The organism is Sphingomonas sp. GW821-FHT04B01 (assembly GCF_059420425.1).
The window spans coordinates 1,195,041-1,213,246 of the sequence record NZ_JBWKTR010000001.1 but is presented as its reverse complement, the minus strand read 5'-3'; the positions used below and the strand labels follow the sequence as shown (position 1 = coordinate 1,213,246).

Annotated in this window: 12 protein-coding genes; 7 read left to right on the top strand and 5 right to left on the bottom strand. The window is 68.9% G+C overall.

Translation table 11 applies throughout. The annotated features are described in order from the left end of the window. Positions 1-54 precede the first annotated feature (54 nt). A complete protein-coding gene (locus AC07UH_RS05900) occupies positions 55-549 on the bottom strand; it encodes a methylated-DNA--[protein]-cysteine S-methyltransferase (protein WP_495179023.1) in 495 nt (164 codons plus the stop codon). Between the two features lie 423 nt (positions 550-972). Between AC07UH_RS05900 and AC07UH_RS05895 the strand changes: the two genes are divergently transcribed. Together AC07UH_RS05895 and AC07UH_RS05890 are read left to right on the top strand one after the other, a co-directional pair. Next, the gene (locus AC07UH_RS05895) at positions 973-2,616 is read left to right on the top strand and encodes a DUF5597 domain-containing protein (RefSeq protein ID WP_495179024.1); all 1,644 of its coding nucleotides are present in this window, start codon (positions 973-975) and stop codon (positions 2,614-2,616) included. Positions 2,617-2,751: 135 nt separating this feature from the next. Then, a complete protein-coding gene (locus AC07UH_RS05890) occupies positions 2,752-5,610 on the top strand; it encodes a TIM-barrel domain-containing protein (protein WP_495179025.1) in 2,859 nt (952 codons plus the stop codon). Between the two features lie 322 nt (positions 5,611-5,932). On the opposite strand, the gene AC07UH_RS05885 is transcribed toward AC07UH_RS05890, so the two are convergent. Together AC07UH_RS05885 and AC07UH_RS05880 are read right to left on the bottom strand one after the other, a co-directional pair. Further along, a complete protein-coding gene (locus AC07UH_RS05885) occupies positions 5,933-6,904 on the bottom strand; it encodes an alpha/beta hydrolase (RefSeq protein WP_495179026.1) in 972 nt (323 codons plus the stop codon). After that, positions 6,901-9,375 (bottom strand): glycoside hydrolase family 3 protein, encoded by a 2,475-nt coding sequence (locus AC07UH_RS05880; RefSeq protein ID WP_495179027.1) that lies wholly within the window; start codon positions 9,373-9,375, stop codon positions 6,901-6,903. The genes AC07UH_RS05885 and AC07UH_RS05880 overlap by 4 nt, the downstream gene beginning before the upstream one ends. 107 nt (positions 9,376-9,482) lie before the next feature. On the opposite strand from AC07UH_RS05880, the gene AC07UH_RS05875 reads away from it, so the two are divergent. From AC07UH_RS05875 to AC07UH_RS05860, 4 genes are all read left to right on the top strand, one after another. Then, positions 9,483-10,997: a tryptophan halogenase family protein gene (locus AC07UH_RS05875; protein ID WP_495179028.1), complete on the top strand. Its 1,515-nt coding sequence runs from the start codon at positions 9,483-9,485 to the stop codon at positions 10,995-10,997. Further along, the gene (locus AC07UH_RS05870) at positions 10,994-12,439 is read left to right on the top strand and encodes a tryptophan 7-halogenase (protein ID WP_495179029.1); all 1,446 of its coding nucleotides are present in this window, start codon (positions 10,994-10,996) and stop codon (positions 12,437-12,439) included. Before AC07UH_RS05875 ends, AC07UH_RS05870 begins: the two co-directional genes overlap by 4 nt. Further along, complete coding sequence (locus AC07UH_RS05865; protein WP_495179030.1) at positions 12,436-13,908, top strand: tryptophan halogenase family protein; 1,473 nt, start codon at positions 12,436-12,438, stop codon at positions 13,906-13,908. Before AC07UH_RS05870 ends, AC07UH_RS05865 begins: the two co-directional genes overlap by 4 nt. A gap of 135 nt (positions 13,909-14,043) precedes the next feature. Next, entirely contained in the window at positions 14,044-16,596 is a 2,553-nt protein-coding gene (locus AC07UH_RS05860) for a sensor domain-containing protein (protein ID WP_495179031.1), read from the top strand. 45 nt (positions 16,597-16,641) lie between these two features. Here the strand turns inward: AC07UH_RS05860 and AC07UH_RS05855 are convergent, their stop codons facing one another. After that, the gene (locus tag AC07UH_RS05855) at positions 16,642-17,052 is read right to left on the bottom strand and encodes a DUF3597 family protein (RefSeq protein ID WP_495179032.1); all 411 of its coding nucleotides are present in this window, start codon (positions 17,050-17,052) and stop codon (positions 16,642-16,644) included. Positions 17,053-17,173: 121 nt separating this feature from the next. Between AC07UH_RS05855 and AC07UH_RS05850 the strand changes: the two genes are divergently transcribed. Next, positions 17,174-17,764, top strand: coding sequence for a DUF4142 domain-containing protein (locus tag AC07UH_RS05850; protein ID WP_495179033.1), 591 nt, complete (start codon positions 17,174-17,176; stop codon positions 17,762-17,764). 102 nt (positions 17,765-17,866) lie between these two features. Here the strand turns inward: AC07UH_RS05850 and AC07UH_RS05845 are convergent, their stop codons facing one another. Beyond that, positions 17,867-18,160, bottom strand: coding sequence for a CsbD family protein (locus AC07UH_RS05845; RefSeq protein WP_038662454.1), 294 nt, complete (start codon positions 18,158-18,160; stop codon positions 17,867-17,869). Positions 18,161-18,206: the final 46 nt, after the last annotated feature.

Sequence of the window (18,206 nt, the reverse complement as noted above, 5' to 3'; positions counted from 1 at the left end):
ACGCGGCGGGGCACGGCGGGAGCAGCGATGTGTGCAGAAAGTTGCACAGGCCGATCACAGCGGCCATTCGCCGGCGCGCCGCTCCAGCGCGAGCAACAGTGCCTTGGCCGGCAGGCCGCCGGCGAAGCCGGTGAGATGGCCGGCGCTGCCGACCACGCGATGGCAGGGCGCGACGATCGACAACGGATTGCGACCGTTCGCCGCGCCGACTGCACGCGACGCCGCCGGCCGCCCGATCGCACGCGCCAGGGCACCATAACTGCGCGTCTCGCCATAAGGGATGGTCAGCAGCGCCGCCCATACCTGTTTCTGGAAAGCGGTGCCCCGCCAGTCCAGCGGCAGGTCGAAGGCCGTGCGCTCGCCAGCGAAATAGGCGCGGAGCTGACGGGCGGCCTCGACGAGGATCGGGTGATCGCCGCCAGCGACGAGCGGACCGAGGCGAACGCGCGAGGGATCGTCGTCCGGCCACAACACCGCAACGAGACCGACGTCGCTCGCCACCAGCGTCAACGTACCGACCGGCGAATCACAGGGGATCGAGAAGAGCATAGCGGGAGTATAACAGCGCAGGGGCCGCCGGAGCAGCGGCGCGAGAGCCACGCAGTCGGAAGGCAAAGCGCCGTGGCGCTACACACGTCCCACCCACCCCGTCACCCCGGACTCGTTCCGGGGTCCACCCCGCGGCGAGGAGAGCGGTTTGAAAATGAATCGCTCGCTTGCGGCCGGGTGGACCCGGACCGAGTCCGGGGTGACGGATCTCATTTGAAAGCGGTTCGAACCTCACAGGCCGGCGTATGGGACGAGCCAGGGCCCGCGCGGATAAACGTCCCTTATCAATCCCTTCCCTGCGCCCCGACGCATCGCGCTAACCATCTATTATGTCTTACTTATCGACATTCGCCTCACCGCTTGGTAGCGCCACCATCAGCAAAGCGGCACCCGTGTGGGCCGATGTGATCTGGGAGGATGACGATGACGGGCAGGAACAGGCGGTGGTTCACCGCGCCTTTGGCAGCGGCCGCTTTGGGGTTCGGAACGTTCGCGGCGCAGGCGCAGACCGCCGCGCCGCCGCCGAAAATGGTCGAACGCGACGGGCGTCATGCGCTGATGGTCGACGGCGCGCCGTTCCTGATGCTCGGCATCCAGGCGAACAACAGCAGCAATTACGTCGGCATGCTGCCCAAGGTCTGGCCGATGGTGGAGCGTATCCACGCCAACACGCTCGAGATCCCGGTCGCCTGGGAACAGGTCGAGCCGGTCGAGGGGCAGTTCGACTTCAGCTATGTCGACGCCCTGCTCGCCGGCGCCCGGACGCATGACACGCGGCTGGTGCTATTGTGGTTCGGCACCTGGAAGAACACCGGCCCGAGCTACACGCCAGCCTGGGTGAAGAGCGATCCCAAGCGCTTCCCGCGGATGCGCAAGGCGGACGGCTCGACGCACCCCACCTTCACCCCGCACGCCCGCACCACGCTGGAGGCGGACAAGCGTGCCTTCGTCGCGCTGATGCAGCATCTCAAGGCGAACGATCCCGACCATCGCGTCATCATGGTGCAGGTCGAGAACGAGACCGGCGTCTACGGCCAGAACCGCGATCTCTCGCCCACCGCGCAGGCGCTGTTCCGCCAGCCGATCCCGGCGGCGCTCGCCAGGAAGACCGGCAAGCGCGGCGACTGGACGACCGTCTACGGCAAGGTCGCCGAGGCGGCGTTCAACGGCTGGTACGTCGCGCGCTACGTCGACGAGATCGCCGCGGCGGGCCGCGCGGTGCTCGACCTGCCGATGTACGCCAATGCCGCGGTCGGCAGCCCCTTCGCCACGCCGGGCGAGGACGGCGGCGCGAGCGGCGGGCCGAACTGGACGATCATCGACGTGTGGAAGGCCGCGGCGCCGCATCTCGATGTCGTCGCGCCCGACCTCTACAATGCCGACCCCAAGACCTATGCCGCCTTCCTCAAACTCTACGGGCGGCCCGACAATGCGCTGATGATCCCGGAGACGGGCAATGCGATCGCCTATGCGCGCTATCTGTGGCCGGTGCTCGGCCATGGCGGCATCGGTTTCTCGCCGTTCGGCTTCGACGACACCGGCTACGTCAACTACCCGCTCGGCAGCAAGGTGATCGACGCCGAGACGATCGCGGCTTTTGGCGACAAATTCGCGCTGATGGCCCCCAACGCGCGCGGCTGGGCGAAGGTCGCGCTGGAGCATCCGACCTGGGGCAGCGCCAAGCCCGCCGACGCCTCGGACGAAAGCGGCGTGCTGGGGCGGTGGAAGATCACCGCGCAATACGGCCAGTGGCAGTTCGGCGATCGCGACTCGCAATGGCTGAAGTCCGATCCCAACCCGACGCGCGACCAGCCGGTCGGCGGCGTCGCGGTGGCGCAGCTAGGGCCGGACCGCTTCCTGCTCGCCGGCTCCGACGTGCGCATCAAGATCGACCGCGCCACCGAGGCGAAGGGCGAGAACACGCAATATCTCAGTGTCGAGGAAGGCAGTTTCGACGCCGCCGGCACTTGGACGACGCTGCGCGTCTGGAACGGTGACCAGACCGATTATGGCCTCAATCTCACCAAGCCCACGCTGCTCCGCGTGACGCTCGGCACCTATCGTTGACCTTATCCCCGTTCGTGCTGAGCCTGTCGAAGCAGCGGCGTCCATAAGCGGCGGCGTCGCATGTGGCACTGCCCTTCGACAGGCTCAGGGCGAACGGCTTTTCCCATTCAGCCCGATCAGATCAGGATCAGACCGATGACCTTCCGTTTCCTCGCCCGCGCCGTCGCGGGCCTCGCCGTCTCCGTCTCGGGCATGGCGCTCGCCTCCGAAGTGCAGAGGATCGACCAGGGCGTCGTCGTCACGCCCGACAGCGGCCCCGCCAAGCGCGTCCGCGTCGTCGCTTATGGCGACGACAGCTTCCGCGTCACCGCCGTGCCCGGCACCGACCTCACCCTGCCCGACAGCCTGATGGTGGTCGCCAAGCCGCACGGCGCGCCGACGATCAGCGAAGGCGCGGGCGTCGTCACGCTCAAGCTCGCCAAAGCGAGCGCCGAGATCCGCCTGTCCGATGGCCACCTCACCGTCCGCGACGCGGCGGGCAAGGTGCTGCTCGACGAGGCCGCCCGCGCCGCCTTCGCCCCCAGCGTCGAGGGCAAGGGCTATGTCGCCACGCAGCAGCAGTTCAACCGCGCGACCGACGAAGGCTTCTACGGCCTCGGCCAGCATCAGAACCGGCAGATGAACTATAATGGCGAGGACGTCGAACTCGCCCAGCACAATATGGACATCGCCATCCCGTTCGTCGTCTCGACGCGCAATTACGGGCTGTTGTGGGACAATAATTCAATCACCCGCTTCGGCAATCCCAAGCCCTATGCCCTGGTCGGCGACGATATGAAGGTGTCGAACGGCGGCAAGCCGGGCTGGACCGCGCAATATTACCTCGGCGACAGACTGGCCGCGACGCGCCAGGAAGCGACGATCAACTATCAATATATCAAGGATCAGGCGCGCTGGCCGGCGGAAGCCAAGGCGCAGACCGTCGCCTCGGCGGACAGCGGCCAGAACACCGCCGGCAAGGTGGTCGGCAAGCAACGCGTGATCTGGACCGGCACCGTCGATCCCACCGTCACCGGCCTGCACAAGTTCCGCGTCTACGGGTCGAGCTATTTCAAGGTCTATGCCGACGGCAAATTAGTGCTCGACCGCTGGCGGCAGAATTGGAACCCCTGGTACCATAACGTCGAGCTGCCGATGACCGCCGGCAAGCCGGTCGCGATCCGTATCGAATGGGAGCCCAACGCCGGCTATATGGCGTTCTTCCACAACGATCCGCTGCCGCAGCCCGATCGCCATTCGCTGTGGCTGTCGTCGGAGGCGGGCAAGGCGGTCGATTATTACGTCGTCGCCGGCGCCGATATGGACGCGGTCGTCGCGGGTTATCGCGGGCTGACCGGCAAGGCGCCGATGATGCCGCAATGGGCCTATGGCTTCTGGCAGAGCCGCCAGCGCTACGAGACGCAGGAGCAACTGGTCGGCGTCGTGCGCGAATATCGCAAGCGCCAGATCCCGCTCGACAATATCGTCGAGGATTGGTTCTACTGGCCGCAGGATCAATGGGGCAGCCACCAGTTCGACAAGACGCGCTTCCCCGATCCGCAGGGGATGGTGGACGAGGTCCACAAGCTCAACGCGCAATTGATGATCTCGGTCTGGCCGAAATTCTATCCCAATACCGCCAATGCCAAGGAACTGGCCGCAAAGGGCTTCCTATATCAGGGCAATCTCACGCTGAAGAACAAGGACTGGGTCGGGCCGGGCTATCTCAACACCGATTACGATCCTTATTATCCCGAAGCGCGCAAGATCTATTACCGGCAGGTGCGCGACAACCTCGTCAAGCTCGGCATCGACGCCTGGTGGATGGACGCGACCGAGCCCGACATCCATTCCAACCTGTCGATCGAAGAGCGCAAATATGTGATGGGGCCGAACGCCTTCGGGCCGGGCGGCGCCTATTTCAACAGCTTCCCGCTGGTCCATGCGGCGGGCTTCGCCGAGGGGCTGCGCGAGACCAACACCGACAAGCGGCCGTTCATCCTGACGCGCTCGGGCTTCGCCGGCCTGCAACGCGCGAGCGCGGCCTTGTGGTCGGGCGACGTCGCCGCACGCTGGGACGATCTGCGCGACCAGATTTCGGCGGGCGTCAATCTGTCGATGTCGGGCGTGCCCAATTGGACGCACGATATCGGCGGCTTCGCGGTCGAGGATCGCTATACCAATGCCGAGCCGGCGGCGCTGCCCGAATGGCGCGAGCTCAACCTGCGCTGGTTCCAGTTCGGGGCGCTCAGCCCGCTGTTCCGCAGCCATGGCGAGACGCCCAAGCGCGAGATCTATGAATTGAGTGCGAGCGATCCGGCGATGGCATCGTCGATGCTCTGGTACGACCAACTGCGCTATCGCCTGATGCCGTATATCTACACGACCGCGGCCGACACCTATCACAAGGACGGCAGCATCATGCGCGGGCTGGTGATGGACTATGCCGCCGATCGCAAGACGTGGAACGTCGACGACGAATATCTCTTCGGCCGCGATCTGCTCGTCGCGCCGGTGACGGCATTCAAGGCGCGCTCGCGCTCGGTGTATCTGCCGGCGGGGGCGGACTGGTACGATTTCGCCAGCGGCAAGCACTACACGGGCGGCCAGTCGATCACCGCCGCCGCGCCGTACGAGCGGATGCCGCTGTTCGTCCGTGCGGGTGCGATCCTGCCGACCGGGCCGGCGGTGCAATATGCACGCGAGCAGCCGGGCGGGGCGATCGTGCTGCACGTCTTTACCGGCAAGGACGGCGCCTTCTCGCTGTACGAGGACGACGGCGTGACGCCGGGCTATGAGTCGGGCAAGTTCGCGCGCGTACCGCTGACGTGGAACGAGCAGGCGAAGACGCTGACCATCGGCGCGCGCGAGGGCAGCTATCCGGCCATGGTCGCGACGCGCGCGGTGTCGGTGCGCTTCCATACGCCGGGCAAGGCCGAAGCGCTGGACTTCGCCGAAAATGGCGCGACGCGGGTAAGCTACACCGGCAAGGCGATGACGATCCGGATGAAGTGACCAAACGGCGACTGGTGGAACGAGCGCTCCGCCGGTCGCCGACCCGTTGGCTCAGGGGATGGCCTTGAGCCATCCGTCACCCCGGACTTGTTCCGGGGTCCACCCCGCGGCTGGGAGAGGGGCCTGAGGATCAGGCGGAGCCCGTGTGGCGCGGTGGACCCCGGAACAAGTCCGGGGTGACGGAGCGGATGAGCTGACGATCCGAACCGCTCTCACCGTTCGCCCTCAGCCTGTCGAAGGGCCTGAGTCTCACCTGCCCCCTTCGACGCCGTCCATAGCAACGCTCAAAACTGGCTTCGACAGGTTCAGGGCGAACGGCGCCTCAGGCGGGGAACACGCCCTTGCGCGCGGCATAGGCCGCGAACAGCGTCGGCCATGCGGCCGTCGGCACCGTCTTCGCCAGCCGCACGCCGAAGCCGTGCCCGCCTTCGTCGAACACATGCATCTCCGCCGGGCGTTTCGCCGCGAGCAGCGCCGCATACATGGTAAGGCTGTTGGCGATCGGCACCGCGCCATCGTCACCGGCGTGAACGAGGAAGACCGGCGGCGTCTCTGCCGTGACGCGCTTTTCGACCGACGCCGCCGCGACCTCTTCCGACGAAGGCGTCGCCCCAAGCAGATTGTCGCGCGAGCCCTTGTGCGTGATCGCCGCATCCATGCTGATCACTGGATAGATCAGCCCGGCGAGATCGGGCCGCGCCGACAGCGTGTCGGCGGCATCGACCGGCGCATAGACGCGCTCGCCATGCCGCGTCGCCAGCGAACCGGCGAGATGCCCGCCCGCCGAGAAGCCGATCACCGCGATCCGCTTGGCATCGACGCCGAAGCTGCCCGCCCGGCTGCGGATCACGCGCATCGCGCGCTGCGCGTCCTGTAGCGGCACCAGCCGCCGCTCGCTCCAGCCTTCGCCCGGCAGGCGATAGAGCAGGATGAAGCAGGTGACGCCCAGCGCATTGAGCCAGCGCGCCTGTTCGATCCCCTCATTGTCATAGGCGAGGAAGCCATAGCCGCCGCCGGGCACCAGCAGCACCGCCGCACCGTTGGGACGCGCCGGCCGCTTGACGACCAGCGCGGGCACGTCGACGCCGGTCACCCAGCGGTCGGTGAAGCCCGCGGTCTTCGACCGCTCCTCGATCTTGCGCGGGATCGTCTTGCCCGGCGCGCCGGGGATGCGGCCCGGCCACAGCGGCACGACCTCCTCCCCGGCGACGGTCTGCGCACCCGCCGCGCCGGCGAGCGTCAGCAGCGCCGCGCCGCCGATCAGGCCGCGGCGCGACAGCTCATCCCCGCTCATTTGGCACCGCAGGCGATCGGCGTGGTGGCGCTGCCGATGCGGATGGACGACACGTCGATGCCGAGCGCACCGCTGCTCGCCAGTTCGAACGGCTTGGTCACCTTGTTCATCACGACCCCCTGACTGGCGAAGCACCGCAGTGGCACCGCCACGGTCGCCCAATCGCCCACCGCGAGCTGGTTCGTCAATGCGACCGTTGCGGACTTACCCGTATCGGCGACGCCGACGGTGACCGCGCCGGTCGGCTTGGCGGTGACGCGATATTCGACGATCAGGCTGAGATCGCCGTTCGATTCGCGCGTCAGGTCGATCGGCATCGCCTGTTCGATCGCGACGCTGCCCGCGCCCTTGTAGGTCAGGCGCAGGCTGTCCTCCTGCCCGCGCCGGTCGGTGCGCGTCTGCACTGCCGCGCCGGTCGTGCCGATCCGCGCGCCACCGGCGACGCGGCCGCGCACGAACAACGCATTCTGGTCGCCCGCCGCGACCTTGGGCTTGGTCTCGTCGAGCCGGGCGAGCGTCGCCTTGTCGGCATAGGTCAGGCCGAAGCCGATCGGGAACAGCGGGTCGTAGCCCGGATCGGTGCGATTGAGCACGTTCTGGTCGATCCGCTTCGGCCAGCTGAAGCTCAATTTGCCGTGGAAGTCGGCAACCGGACGCCCGCCCTTGTCGGCGATCAGCACGTCGGCGACGCCGCCGCCCTCGGTCCCCGGCAGGAAGGCGGCGACGAAGGCGTCGGCCGCGTTCATTTCCGGATTGACCCACATCGGCCGGCCCGAGAGGAAGACCGCGACGGTCGGCACGCCCGCCGCCTTCAGCTTTTTGAGCAACGCGAGGTCGCTCTTGTCGTCGGGGCTATATTCGAGGCTCGGCCGGTCGCCGGTGAATTCGGCATAGGGCGTCTCGCCGAACACGACGATCGCAACGTCGGGCTTCGCGGTGAAGGCACCATCGACCGCGAGCGTCGCCTTGCCGCCAGCGGCACGCGCCGCCGCATCGATCCCCGACCAAATCGACTGGCCGTTGGGGAAATCCTTGTTGGCGACGTCGGTGCCCTGCCAGGTGATCGACCAGCCGCCGGCCTGCTGGCCGATATTGTCGGCACCGCGCCCGGCGACGAGGATATTGGCGCCCGGCTTCACCGGCAGCACGCCGCCGTTGTTCTTGAGCAGCACGAGCGATTCGCGCACCGCCTGCCGCGCGATTGCGCGATGTTCGGGCGCGCCGAGCAGCGCGAATTTGCCCGCCAGCGGCCGCGCCGACGGCCGGCCGTTGTCGAACGTACCGGCGATCACCTTGACGCGCAGGATGCGGCGCACCGCATCGTCGAGACGCGCGGCGGGGATCGTGCCGGCCTTCGCCTCGCGCAGCGTATTGGCGTAGAGCTCCTTCCACTTCGGGCCGGAATACATGAACATGTCGAGCCCGGCGTTGATCGCGGGGGCGCAATCCTCGTTGGTGCAGCCCGTTACCTGGCCGTGCGCGTTCCAGTCGCCGATGGTGAACCCCTGAAAGCCCCAGCGGTCCTTGAGCACGCCGGTGAGCAGGCTCTTGTTGCCCGTCATCTTCTCGCCGTTCCAGCTCGAGAAGCTCGGCATCACGGTCAGCGCGCCGGCGGGCAGCGCGGTCATATAGCCTGCGCCATGCACCTCGCGCAGCACCGTCTCCGACACGCGCGTATCGCCCTGGTCGTGGCCGCCGGTACCGCCGTCGCCGAGGAAATGCTTGACCGAGGCGATGACATGGCCGGGCTTCATGAAGTCCTGACCGATCGTGCCCTGAATGCCCTCGACCATCTGGCCGGCATAGGAAGCGACGATTGCCGGATCCTCGGAATAGCTTTCGTAGGTGCGGCCCCAGCGATCGTCCTGCACCACCGCGACGGTCGGTGCGAAGCTCCAGTCGATGCCGGTCGCGGCGGTTTCGGCGGCGGTGACCGCGCCGATCTTCTTGATGAGTGCGGGGTCGCGCATCGCGCCGAGGCCGATGTTATGCGGAAACAGCGTCGCGCCGACGATATTGTTGGCGCCGTGCACCGCGTCGGTACCCCAGATCACCGGCACCACCGGGCGGCCGTCCGAGCGCTTGACCGAGGCGTCGTAGAAGGCGTCGAACAGCTTGAGCCATTCCGGCGCCGGCGCGAATTCGTCGCCGTTGGGCGCCGAATTGCCGCCGTTGAGGATCGAGCCGAGCTTGTACGTCTCGAGATCCTTGGGCGTGATGCTGGCGATGTCGACCTGGATGAGCTGGCCGACCTTGTCCTCGATGCTCATCTTGGCGAGGATCGCGGCGACGCGCGCCTCGACCTTGGCGTCGCGCTTCAACTGCATCGGCAGCAGCGGCCATTGCTCGGGATGCGCGGTGGCGGCGGCGGGAACGGCGGCGCTGGCCGCCTGCTGCTGCGCCGTTGCGGGCGACGCGCCCACCATCAGCGCGAGCGCTGCGCAAGCCGTACCGAACCTCAAAACCATCATCCTCTCCCCGGGAGCCATCTACATCGTGGTAGCGGCACCAAAGCCGTGCCACGAAGCCGCTGTCAACGATGGACATTCCCTGTAGAGGTCGTGGCTTGCGCGGGAATATGAGGGGAGAGCGGCCAGTGCGGGCGGAGCAGCGGATCAGGGTGGTGATCGTCGGGGGCGGCACCGCCGGCTGGATGACCGCCGCCGCGCTGGCGACGCTGGCCCCCGGCGCCGCGACGGTCCACCTGGTCGAATCGCAGGAGATCGGCATCGTCGGCGTCGGCGAGGCGACGCTGCCGCATCTGCGCGCCTTCGTCACCCGTCTGGGCATCGACGAGGCGGCGTTCATGGCCGCCACCCATGCGACCTTCAAGCTCGGCATCGAGTTCCGCGACTTCGGCGCGATCGGCGATTCCTACATCCATCCGTTCGGCAGCTACGGCCGGCCGCTCGACGGCGTCGGCTTCCACCATTATTGGCTGCGGCGCCATCACGCCGGCGCGACCGCGGCGATCGGCGACTATTCGACCGCGGTGGTCGCCGCCGCGGCGCAGCGCTTCACCCGCCCGGGCAGCGATCCGCACGATCTGGCGAGCGCCTTCGGCTATGCCTATCAATTCGACGCGACCTGCTTCGCGCCCTTCCTGCGCGCCCATGCCGAGGCGCGCGGCGCGGTGCGCACCGAGGGTCTGGTGACCGGCGTCGACCGCGATGCGGACAGCGGCGACGTCGTCGCGATCACGCTCGCCGATGGTCAGCGGATCGAGGGCGATCTGTTCATCGACTGCTCGGGCTTCCGCGCGCTGCTGATCGGCGGCGCGATGGACGAGGCGTGGGAGGATTGGTCGCACTGGCTGCCCTGCGACCGCGCCGTCGCCGCGCCCTGCGCCTCGCCCGACGGCGGCATCGAGCCGTACACCCGCGCCACCGCGATGGCCGCCGGCTGGCGCTGGCGCATCCCCCTCACCCACCGCATCGGCAACGGCTACGTCTATTCGAGCGCGCATCTGTCCGAAGGCGCCGCGACCGACGCGCTGGTCGACGCGCTGGAGAGCCCGCCGCTCGCCGAGCCGCGCCACCTGCGCTTCCGCGCCGGGCGGCGGCGGCGCAGCTGGGTCGGCAACGTGCTGTCGATCGGCCTCGCCTCGGGGTTCCTCGAACCGCTGGAATCGACCAGCATCTATCTGGTGCAGATGGCGATCACGCAATTGGTCGAGCATTTCCCCGCGGCCCGCGTCACCGATGCCGACCGCGACGGCTTCAATGCCTTGGTAGACGCCGAATACGATCGGCTGCGCGACTTCCTGATCCTCCATTATCACGCGACGACGCGCGACGATTCACCCTTTTGGGACCACGTCCGCACGATGACGATCCCCGACAGCCTCGCCGAGAAGATGGCGCTGTGGCGGCAGACCGCGCAGGTGTCGCGCTACAGCCACGGCCTGTTCCTCGAACCGAGCTGGGTTGCGGTCTATCTCGGCCAGAACGTCGTACCCGAGGGCTGGGACCCGCGCGCCGATCTGCCCGACGGGGCGGCGCTCGACCGCGCACTGGCCGCCCTGCGCGGCGGTATCGCCGCCGCGGTCGCGACGATGCCCGATCACGCGGCCTATCTGCAGGCGGCGGCGTGAACCGGCGCGAAAGCCTGCAGAGCGTCGTCGTGGTCGGCGGCGGCCTCGTCGCCTTGACCGCGGCGCTCGGCTTCGCGCGCGCGCTGCCGCACGCGACGGTGACCCTCGTCGCCACCGCGCCCGCCCCGGCGGCGCTCGCCGATCGCCTGCCCGCGGTGACGCCGCAGGTCGCCGAGGCATTCGACGCGCTGGGCCTGGACGAGGCGGCGATGGTGGCAGCGGGGGCGGCGACGCACCGCGTCGGCGAACGCTTCGCCTGGGGCGATGCGGCCTTCACGATCGGCGAGGGCGACGGCGTGCCCAACCTCGCCGGCGCGGCGGTGCACCAGATGTGGCTGGCGCACGGCGACGGCCCCTATGACGCGCTGGTTCCCGCCGCGACGCTGGCGGCGGCGGAACGGTTCGCGCCACCGGCGAGCGATCCGCGATCCTTGCTGTCGCGCGTCAATTACACGCTGCGGCTCGATGCCGATGCGGCGACGCCCTTCTTCGCCGCGGCGCTGCGCGCGGCGCGGGTGCACGTCGTCTCACCACAGCAGCTTCGCGTCGTCCGCGACGGCGAGACCGTGCGCGCGCTGACGATGGACGACGGTGGCGCGCTGACCGGCGACCTGTTCGTCGACGCGACCGGACCCGCCGCCCTGCTCGCCGCCGCGGATACCGCGTGGCTCGACTGGGCCACCACCCTGCCCGTCGACCGGCTGCTGCTCGCCGCCGCGCCGCCGCGCCCGTCGCCGCTCGACCGGTACGATGCGACCACCGACGGCTGGACCGCGCGCTGGCCGCTGGCGGGTCGCACGCTCGCCGGCGTCGCTTATGCCAGCGCCACGACCAGCGACGCGCGCGCCGCCAAGCAGATGCCGGGCCGAAGCGAGCGCATCACGATCCGTCCGCGGCGGCAGGTCGTGCCCTTTGCCGGCAACGTACTGGCGCTCGGCGATGCGGCCGCGACGCTGGGGCCATTGGGCTGGCATGGCTATACGCTGGCGCTGGCGCAGCTCGAACTGGCGCTGGCATTGATGCCGGCACGGACGCCCGAGCCGCTGCTCGTCGCCGAATACAACCGACGCGCGACGCTGCGCGCCGACCGGCTCCATGCCTATGCCGCCGCCTTCTATCTGGTCGGCCGGCGGCGCGGCGATTTCTGGCACGCGCGGCGCTCGCAGCAACCGCCTGCCGAACTGGCGACGGCGCTCGCCCAATTCGGCCAGCGCGGCACGTTGCCGCCGCTGGAAGAGGAGATGCTGCCACAGGCGGCGTGGCAGCAGGCGCTGATCGGGCTCGGCGTCCGGCCGGTACGCGCCGATCCGCTGGCGCTGTCGGTGCCGCGGGCGAGCGCGGTCGCCGCGTTGACGCAATTGCGCAACGCCATCGCTGCGCTGCCCGCGGGCCTCCCTGCCTATCCGGAGTATCTCGTGGCGGCGCAGCGGGGCAGGCGATGAGCGGAACACCGATCGGCCGGGTGGTGATCGTCGGCGGTGGCACTGCCGGCTGGATGGCGGCGGCAGCCGCCTCGCGCTTCCTCAATGACGGGCAGCGGACGATCACCTTGGTCGAATCCGACGCGATCGGCACCGTCGGCGTCGGCGAGGCGACGATCCCGCCGATCCGCGGCTTCAACGCCCGGCTGGGGATCGACGAGGCGGACTTCCTGCGCGCGACCGGCGGCACGCCCAAGCTCGGCATCGAATTCGTCGACTGGGGCGCGCGGGGCGAGCGCTACATGCACCCGTTCGGCACGCCCGGTCGCGACATCGAAGGGCTCAACTTCCACCAGCTCTGGCTCAAGCTGCGCGAGCGGCCGGGCATCGGCGATTTCGAAGGCTATGCGATGGCCGCCGTCGCCGCGCGCGCCGGCCGCTTCGCACCGCCCTCCCCCGACCTGCGCTCGCCGCTGTCGGGAGTCGATTATGCCTATCATTTCGACGCCGGCCTCTACGCCGCCTTCCTGCGCCGCCGCGCCGAGGAGCAGGGCACGGTGCGCGTCGAGGGTCGGATCACCGGCGTCGAGCAGGACGAACGCGGCCATGTGACGGCGGTGCGGCTGGAGGGGGATCGGCGGATCGCGGGCGACCTGTTCCTCGATTGTTCGGGCTTTCGCAGCCTGTTGCTCGGCGAGGCGATGGGCGTCGGCTTCGAGGATTGGTCGCACTGGCTGCCCTGCGATCGCGCGATCGCGGTGCCGACCGAACGGACGCAGCCGCTGCTGCCCTATACCCGCGCCACCGCGCATGACGCCGGCTGGCAATGGCGCATCCCGCTGCAACACCGCACCGGCAACGGCCACGTCTATGCCAGCGCCTTCACCGACGACGACACCGCCGAGCGCATCCTGATGGCCAATCTCGACGCCGCGCCGACCGCCACGCCGCGCCGACTGTCGTTCACCGCCGGCCGGCGGCGGCAGAGCTGGGCGGGCAACGTCGTCGCGCTCGGCCTTGCCGGCGGCTTCCTCGAACCGCTCGAATCGACCAGCATCCACCTCATCCAGGAAGGGATAGCGAAGCTGTTCGCGCTGTTCCCGGACGATCGCTTCAGCCCGGTCGTACGCGACGAATACAACCGGCTGATGGCCGATCACTACACCGCGATCCGCGATTTCATCATCCTCCATTACGCCGCGACGCGCCGCCGCGACGCGCCGTTCTGGCGCCACGTGGGATCGATGGCGCTGCCCGAGACGCTGGCACGCAAGCTCGCGCTGTTCGCCGAGAAGGGGCGCATCTTCCGCTACGACGACGAGCTGTTCACGGTGCCGAGCTGGGTGGCGGTGCTGCTCGGCCAGGGGATCATGCCAACCGGCTACGACCCGATCGTCGACGCGCTCGACGCGGATCGCGTCGCCGAAGCGCTGCGGCACATGCGCCGGCAGAACGCCACACTCGCGCAGCAACTGCCCCCCGCCGGCTGATTGCGCCGGCGAACCAGTCAAAACGGTTCCGTTACCCTTCGTTAAGCGACCGCCACCCAAGCCGGACGGGCGACCGATCGCGCGAAGGATAGAAAAGTGGATCGTTGGGAGGAAAGCGGATTTGATCGCAAAGACTTGGTCGAAGTCGACTCGGCATGTCGCGAAGAACCGCCGATCGATCCGGCCGCCATCCGCGCCGCGGTCGCCCGCGCCGTCGCCGGGCTCGACACCGGACTGCCGCTCAGCACGGTCCTGAGCCGCGCGCGCATCGGCCTGCTGCACCGCGACCGCCGCCACCGCGTGCTCGCGGTCAACGACCGGTTCTGCGAACTCGTCGGGCGCCGCGCGGCCGAACTGACCGGCCTGTCGATCGACGCGTTCCTCCACCCCGAGGATCTGCCTCGCGTCCTCGCCACCTACGACGACCATCGCGCGCGCTCGACGCCGTTCGAGGTCGAGGCCCGTTTCGTCCGGCCGGATGGCAGCGCCTTGTGGTGCGACATCAACGTTTCGTTCGTCTGCGACGCCGCCGGCACCGCGATGTCGACGATCACGATCGCGCAGGACATCTCCGCCCGCCGCGCCGCCGAGGAGCGGCTGCGCGAGAGCGAGGAACATTACCGCCACACCGTCGAACTCAACCCGCAGATCACCTGGACGGCCGGCCCCGACGGCCTCGTCGAGACGGTCAGCTCGCGCTGGAAGGCGGTGACCGGCGGCGCGGCGGGCGACGCGATGGGAACGCGCTGGCTGAGCGCGCTCCATCCCGAGGATCGCGCGCCGACGATGTCGGCATGGCGGGCCTCGGTGGCGACCGGAAAGGCGATCGACCTCGAATACCGGCTGCGGTCCCCCGACGGCGACTATCGCTGGTTCCGCTCGCGCGCGACCGCCCGGCGCGACGTATCCGGCGCGACGATCCGCTGGTACGGGACGCTGGAGGACATCCACGATCGCAAGCTGACCGAACGCGCGCTGCGCGACAGCGAGCGGCGCTTCCGCCTCGCCGCGCATGCCGCCGGGCTCGGCATCTGGGACTATGATGCGACCTCGGGCCAGCGCCAATGGTCGGACGAGCTCAAGGCGATGCTCGGCCTGCCGCTCGACGCCGCCGCGTCGGTGCCGGTCGCGCTCGATCTGGTCGTTCCCGAGGATCGCCACCGCCTGCAGGCGCTGATCGCCGCGGTCGACGCCGGCGACGGCAGTCATCGCTTCGACACCATCCTGCGCATCCACCGCGCCGACACCGGCGAGGAACGCTGGATCAGGACTGGCGGCTGGCGGATCGAGGCGCCGTCGGGCAAGCTCAGCCGCGTCCTCGTCACCACCCGCGACGTCACCGAGGAACGCACCGCCGAAGAGCGTATCCGCTTCGCCGCGCACCACGACGCGCTCACCGGCCTGCCCAATCGCGCCAAATTCGGCGAGCGGCTCGAGGCGGCGATCGCACAGGCGCGCGCAGCGGGCGGCGAGGTCACGCTGGTGCTGCTCGACGTCGACGACCTCAAGGAGACCAACGACACGATCGGCCATGACGCCGGCGATGTCGTGCTGCGCACGCTCGGCGAACGGCTGCATCGCGCGCTCGGCGCGGGTTGCACGCTGGCACGGCTCGGTGGCGACGAATTCGCCGCGGTGATCGCGAGCCACGGCGACGCGCTGGCGGTGATCGACCGCGTCCGCACCGCGCTGCACGCCGTGCGCGAGCCGCTGTCGCACGAGGGCCGCATCCTCGATTGCCAGGCGACCGCCGGCGGCTCGCTGTTCCCCACGCATGGCGAGACCGCTGCCGAACTGCTCAAGGCGGCGGACATCGCGCTCTATGCCGCCAAGGCGCAATATCGCGGCGGGTTGCTGATGTTCGAACCGCCGATGCGCGCCGACCTGCAACGCCGCTCGTCGATGCTCAGCATCGCGCGCGACGTGATCCGCGACGACCGGATCCTGCCATATTACCAGCCCAAGGTGGCACTGGACACCGGGCGGGTGTGCGGGTTCGAGGCGCTGCTGCGCTGGCAGCATCCGACCTTCGGCCCGCAGGCGCCCGCGACGATCTGCGCGGCGTTCGAGGATTTCGAGCTGGCGCTGGGGCTGAGCGAGCGGATGCTCGGTGCGATCGTCGGCGACATGCGCCGCTGGCTCGATGCCGGGCTCGATTTCGGGCGGATCGCCTTCAACCTGTCGCCGGCGGAATTCCGCCGCGACGACCTCACCGACCGCATCCTCGGCCGCCTGGAGCGGGCCGGCGTGCCGTTCGACCGGCTCGAGCTGGAAGTGACCGAGACGGTGTTCGTCGGTCGCGGCGCCGAATGCGTCGCGACGATGCTGGAGACGTTCAGCCGTGCCGGCGTGCATATCGCGCTGGACGATTTCGGCACCGGCTATGCCTCGCTGACCCACCTCAAGGCGTTTCCGGTCCATACTATCAAGATCGACCGCAGCTTCATCAGCCATATCGACCGGGACGCGGGCGATGCGGCGATCGTCGATGCGGTGGTGGCGCTGGGCCATCGCCTTGGCATGACCGTGGTTGCCGAGGGGATCGAGACCGAGGATCAGGCGCGCTACCTGCTCGGTCAGGGCTGCGACGTCGGTCAGGGCTTCTGGTTCGGCCACAGCGTCCCGCGCGACGAGGTGGCGGCGATGCTGCACCGCCGCCACCCGATCCCGCGCGCGGCGCTGGCGTAAGCGAAAACGCGAGCGGGCGCGAACCGCCCGCTCGCGCCTGTCCGGTCAGCCGCGCAGGCTGTCGGGAACGATGCCGCCATTCTCGGCGAGCTTCGCCATCACCGCGCGATGCAGCGCGATGTTCTGCTCGGCGCTGCCGTCCTCACCCGCGTGCACGCCCAGCTCCTGTCCCAGCTCCTTGCGCGCGGCGAGGCTGGAATCGAGGTCGAGCAGCTTGAGCAGGTCGACGATCGACGACTGATAATTGCCGCCGCCGTTCTTCATCGTCGCCATTTCCGACAGCACCGCGCCGACGTCGACCGGCTGGGCGGGCGCTTCCGGTGCAGCGGCGGGCGCCTCGGTCGGTGCAGGCGTCGGCGTCGGTGCCGCCTGCGTGGTCTGCGGCGCGGCGGGGGCCGGCGCGGCATCCTGCTTGTGGTGGAAGATCTTGCCCATGATGTTGCCGAAAATGCTCAACGCGTGTCTCCTGTGGGTGGGGATGAGACATGCAACGTCGGGCCGCCCGGAACGCTCCCCGCGGAAAGCGGAACGCCTCGCAACACCCGGACGTTCAGGCCGCGCAACGAGGGAGATACAGATGCTCAAGAAATCCATGGTGATCCTGTCGGCATCGGCGCTGGCGCTCGCCGCCTGCGGCCAGAAGACCGACACGACCGCCGCGAACGACACCGCGCTCGCGACCAACGACACGACGGCGTTCGACGCGAACACCGCCGGCACCGCCAACGCCGTCGCCCCCGCGACCGGCGGACAGGCCTTCGTCAACTCGGCGGCGGCAAGCGACGCGTTCGAGATCGCGACGTCCAAGCTCGCGCTCGACAACAGCAGCTCGGCGGCGGTCAAGAAATACGCCAACCAGATGATCACCGCGCACACTGCCTCGACCGACAAGCTCAAGGCGACCACCGCCGGCCTGACCCCGGCGCTGACCCCCGATCCGAAGCTCAGCGCCGAGCAGCAGACGATCGTCGATTCGCTGAAGACCAAGAAGGGCGCCGATTTCGACGCGGCCTACATCACCGCCCAGCAGTCTGGCCATCAGCAGACGCTCGACCTGCTCCGCGGTTACGCCGCGACCGGCGACGTGCCGGCGCTCAAGACCTTCGCGACCGGCCTCGTCCCGACCGTGACCGCGCATCTCAATATGGCCAAGGGCCTCAAGTCCTGATGCGACGCGCGGCCGGGCGATCCGGCCGCGCTCCCGCACCGAACGAGAAGGGGCGCCGGCTGCTGCCGACGCCCCTTTTTCGTGCGCGATGCCGACCGGCGATTACGCCGAGGTCTTGCCGCGCAGCGTGTTCAGGATCGCGAGACCGACCACACCGGCAAGCGCAGCTGCCGCGAACGGACGCTCGTTGGCGAACTTGCGCGCCTTGTCGGCGAGCGGCGCGGCATTCTTGGCGACGGTTTCCTTCGTATCGCCGAAGGTCTTCTGCACCTTGCCGCTGATCTGATCGACCACGCCGGCGTTCTGCGTCTCGGTGTCGCCGGTCGCCTTGCCCAGGCCTTCCTTCAGCTTGCCGGTGAGATCGCCCGCGGTCCCTTCGATCTGATCCTGGTTCATGTGCTTCGCTCCTGTTGAATGATGACGCCGACCAACGCGCAGACAC

Coding starts and splice junctions, on each gene's coding strand:
- AC07UH_RS05890 (WP_495179025.1), top strand. CDS start 2,752: ATGACCTTCCGTTTCCTCGCCCGCGCCGTCGCGGGCCTCGCCGTCTCC.
- AC07UH_RS05875 (WP_495179028.1), top strand. CDS start 9,483: ATGAGGGGAGAGCGGCCAGTGCGGGCGGAGCAGCGGATCAGGGTGGTG.
- AC07UH_RS05880 (WP_495179027.1), bottom strand. CDS start 9,375: ATGATGGTTTTGAGGTTCGGTACGGCTTGCGCAGCGCTCGCGCTGATG.
- AC07UH_RS05850 (WP_495179033.1), top strand. CDS start 17,174: ATGCTCAAGAAATCCATGGTGATCCTGTCGGCATCGGCGCTGGCGCTC.
- AC07UH_RS05900 (WP_495179023.1), bottom strand. CDS start 549: ATGCTCTTCTCGATCCCCTGTGATTCGCCGGTCGGTACGTTGACGCTG.
- AC07UH_RS05885 (WP_495179026.1), bottom strand. CDS start 6,904: ATGAGCGGGGATGAGCTGTCGCGCCGCGGCCTGATCGGCGGCGCGGCG.
- AC07UH_RS05895 (WP_495179024.1), top strand. CDS start 973: ATGACGGGCAGGAACAGGCGGTGGTTCACCGCGCCTTTGGCAGCGGCC.
- AC07UH_RS05845 (WP_038662454.1), bottom strand. CDS start 18,160: ATGAACCAGGATCAGATCGAAGGGACCGCGGGCGATCTCACCGGCAAG.
- AC07UH_RS05865 (WP_495179030.1), top strand. CDS start 12,436: ATGAGCGGAACACCGATCGGCCGGGTGGTGATCGTCGGCGGTGGCACT.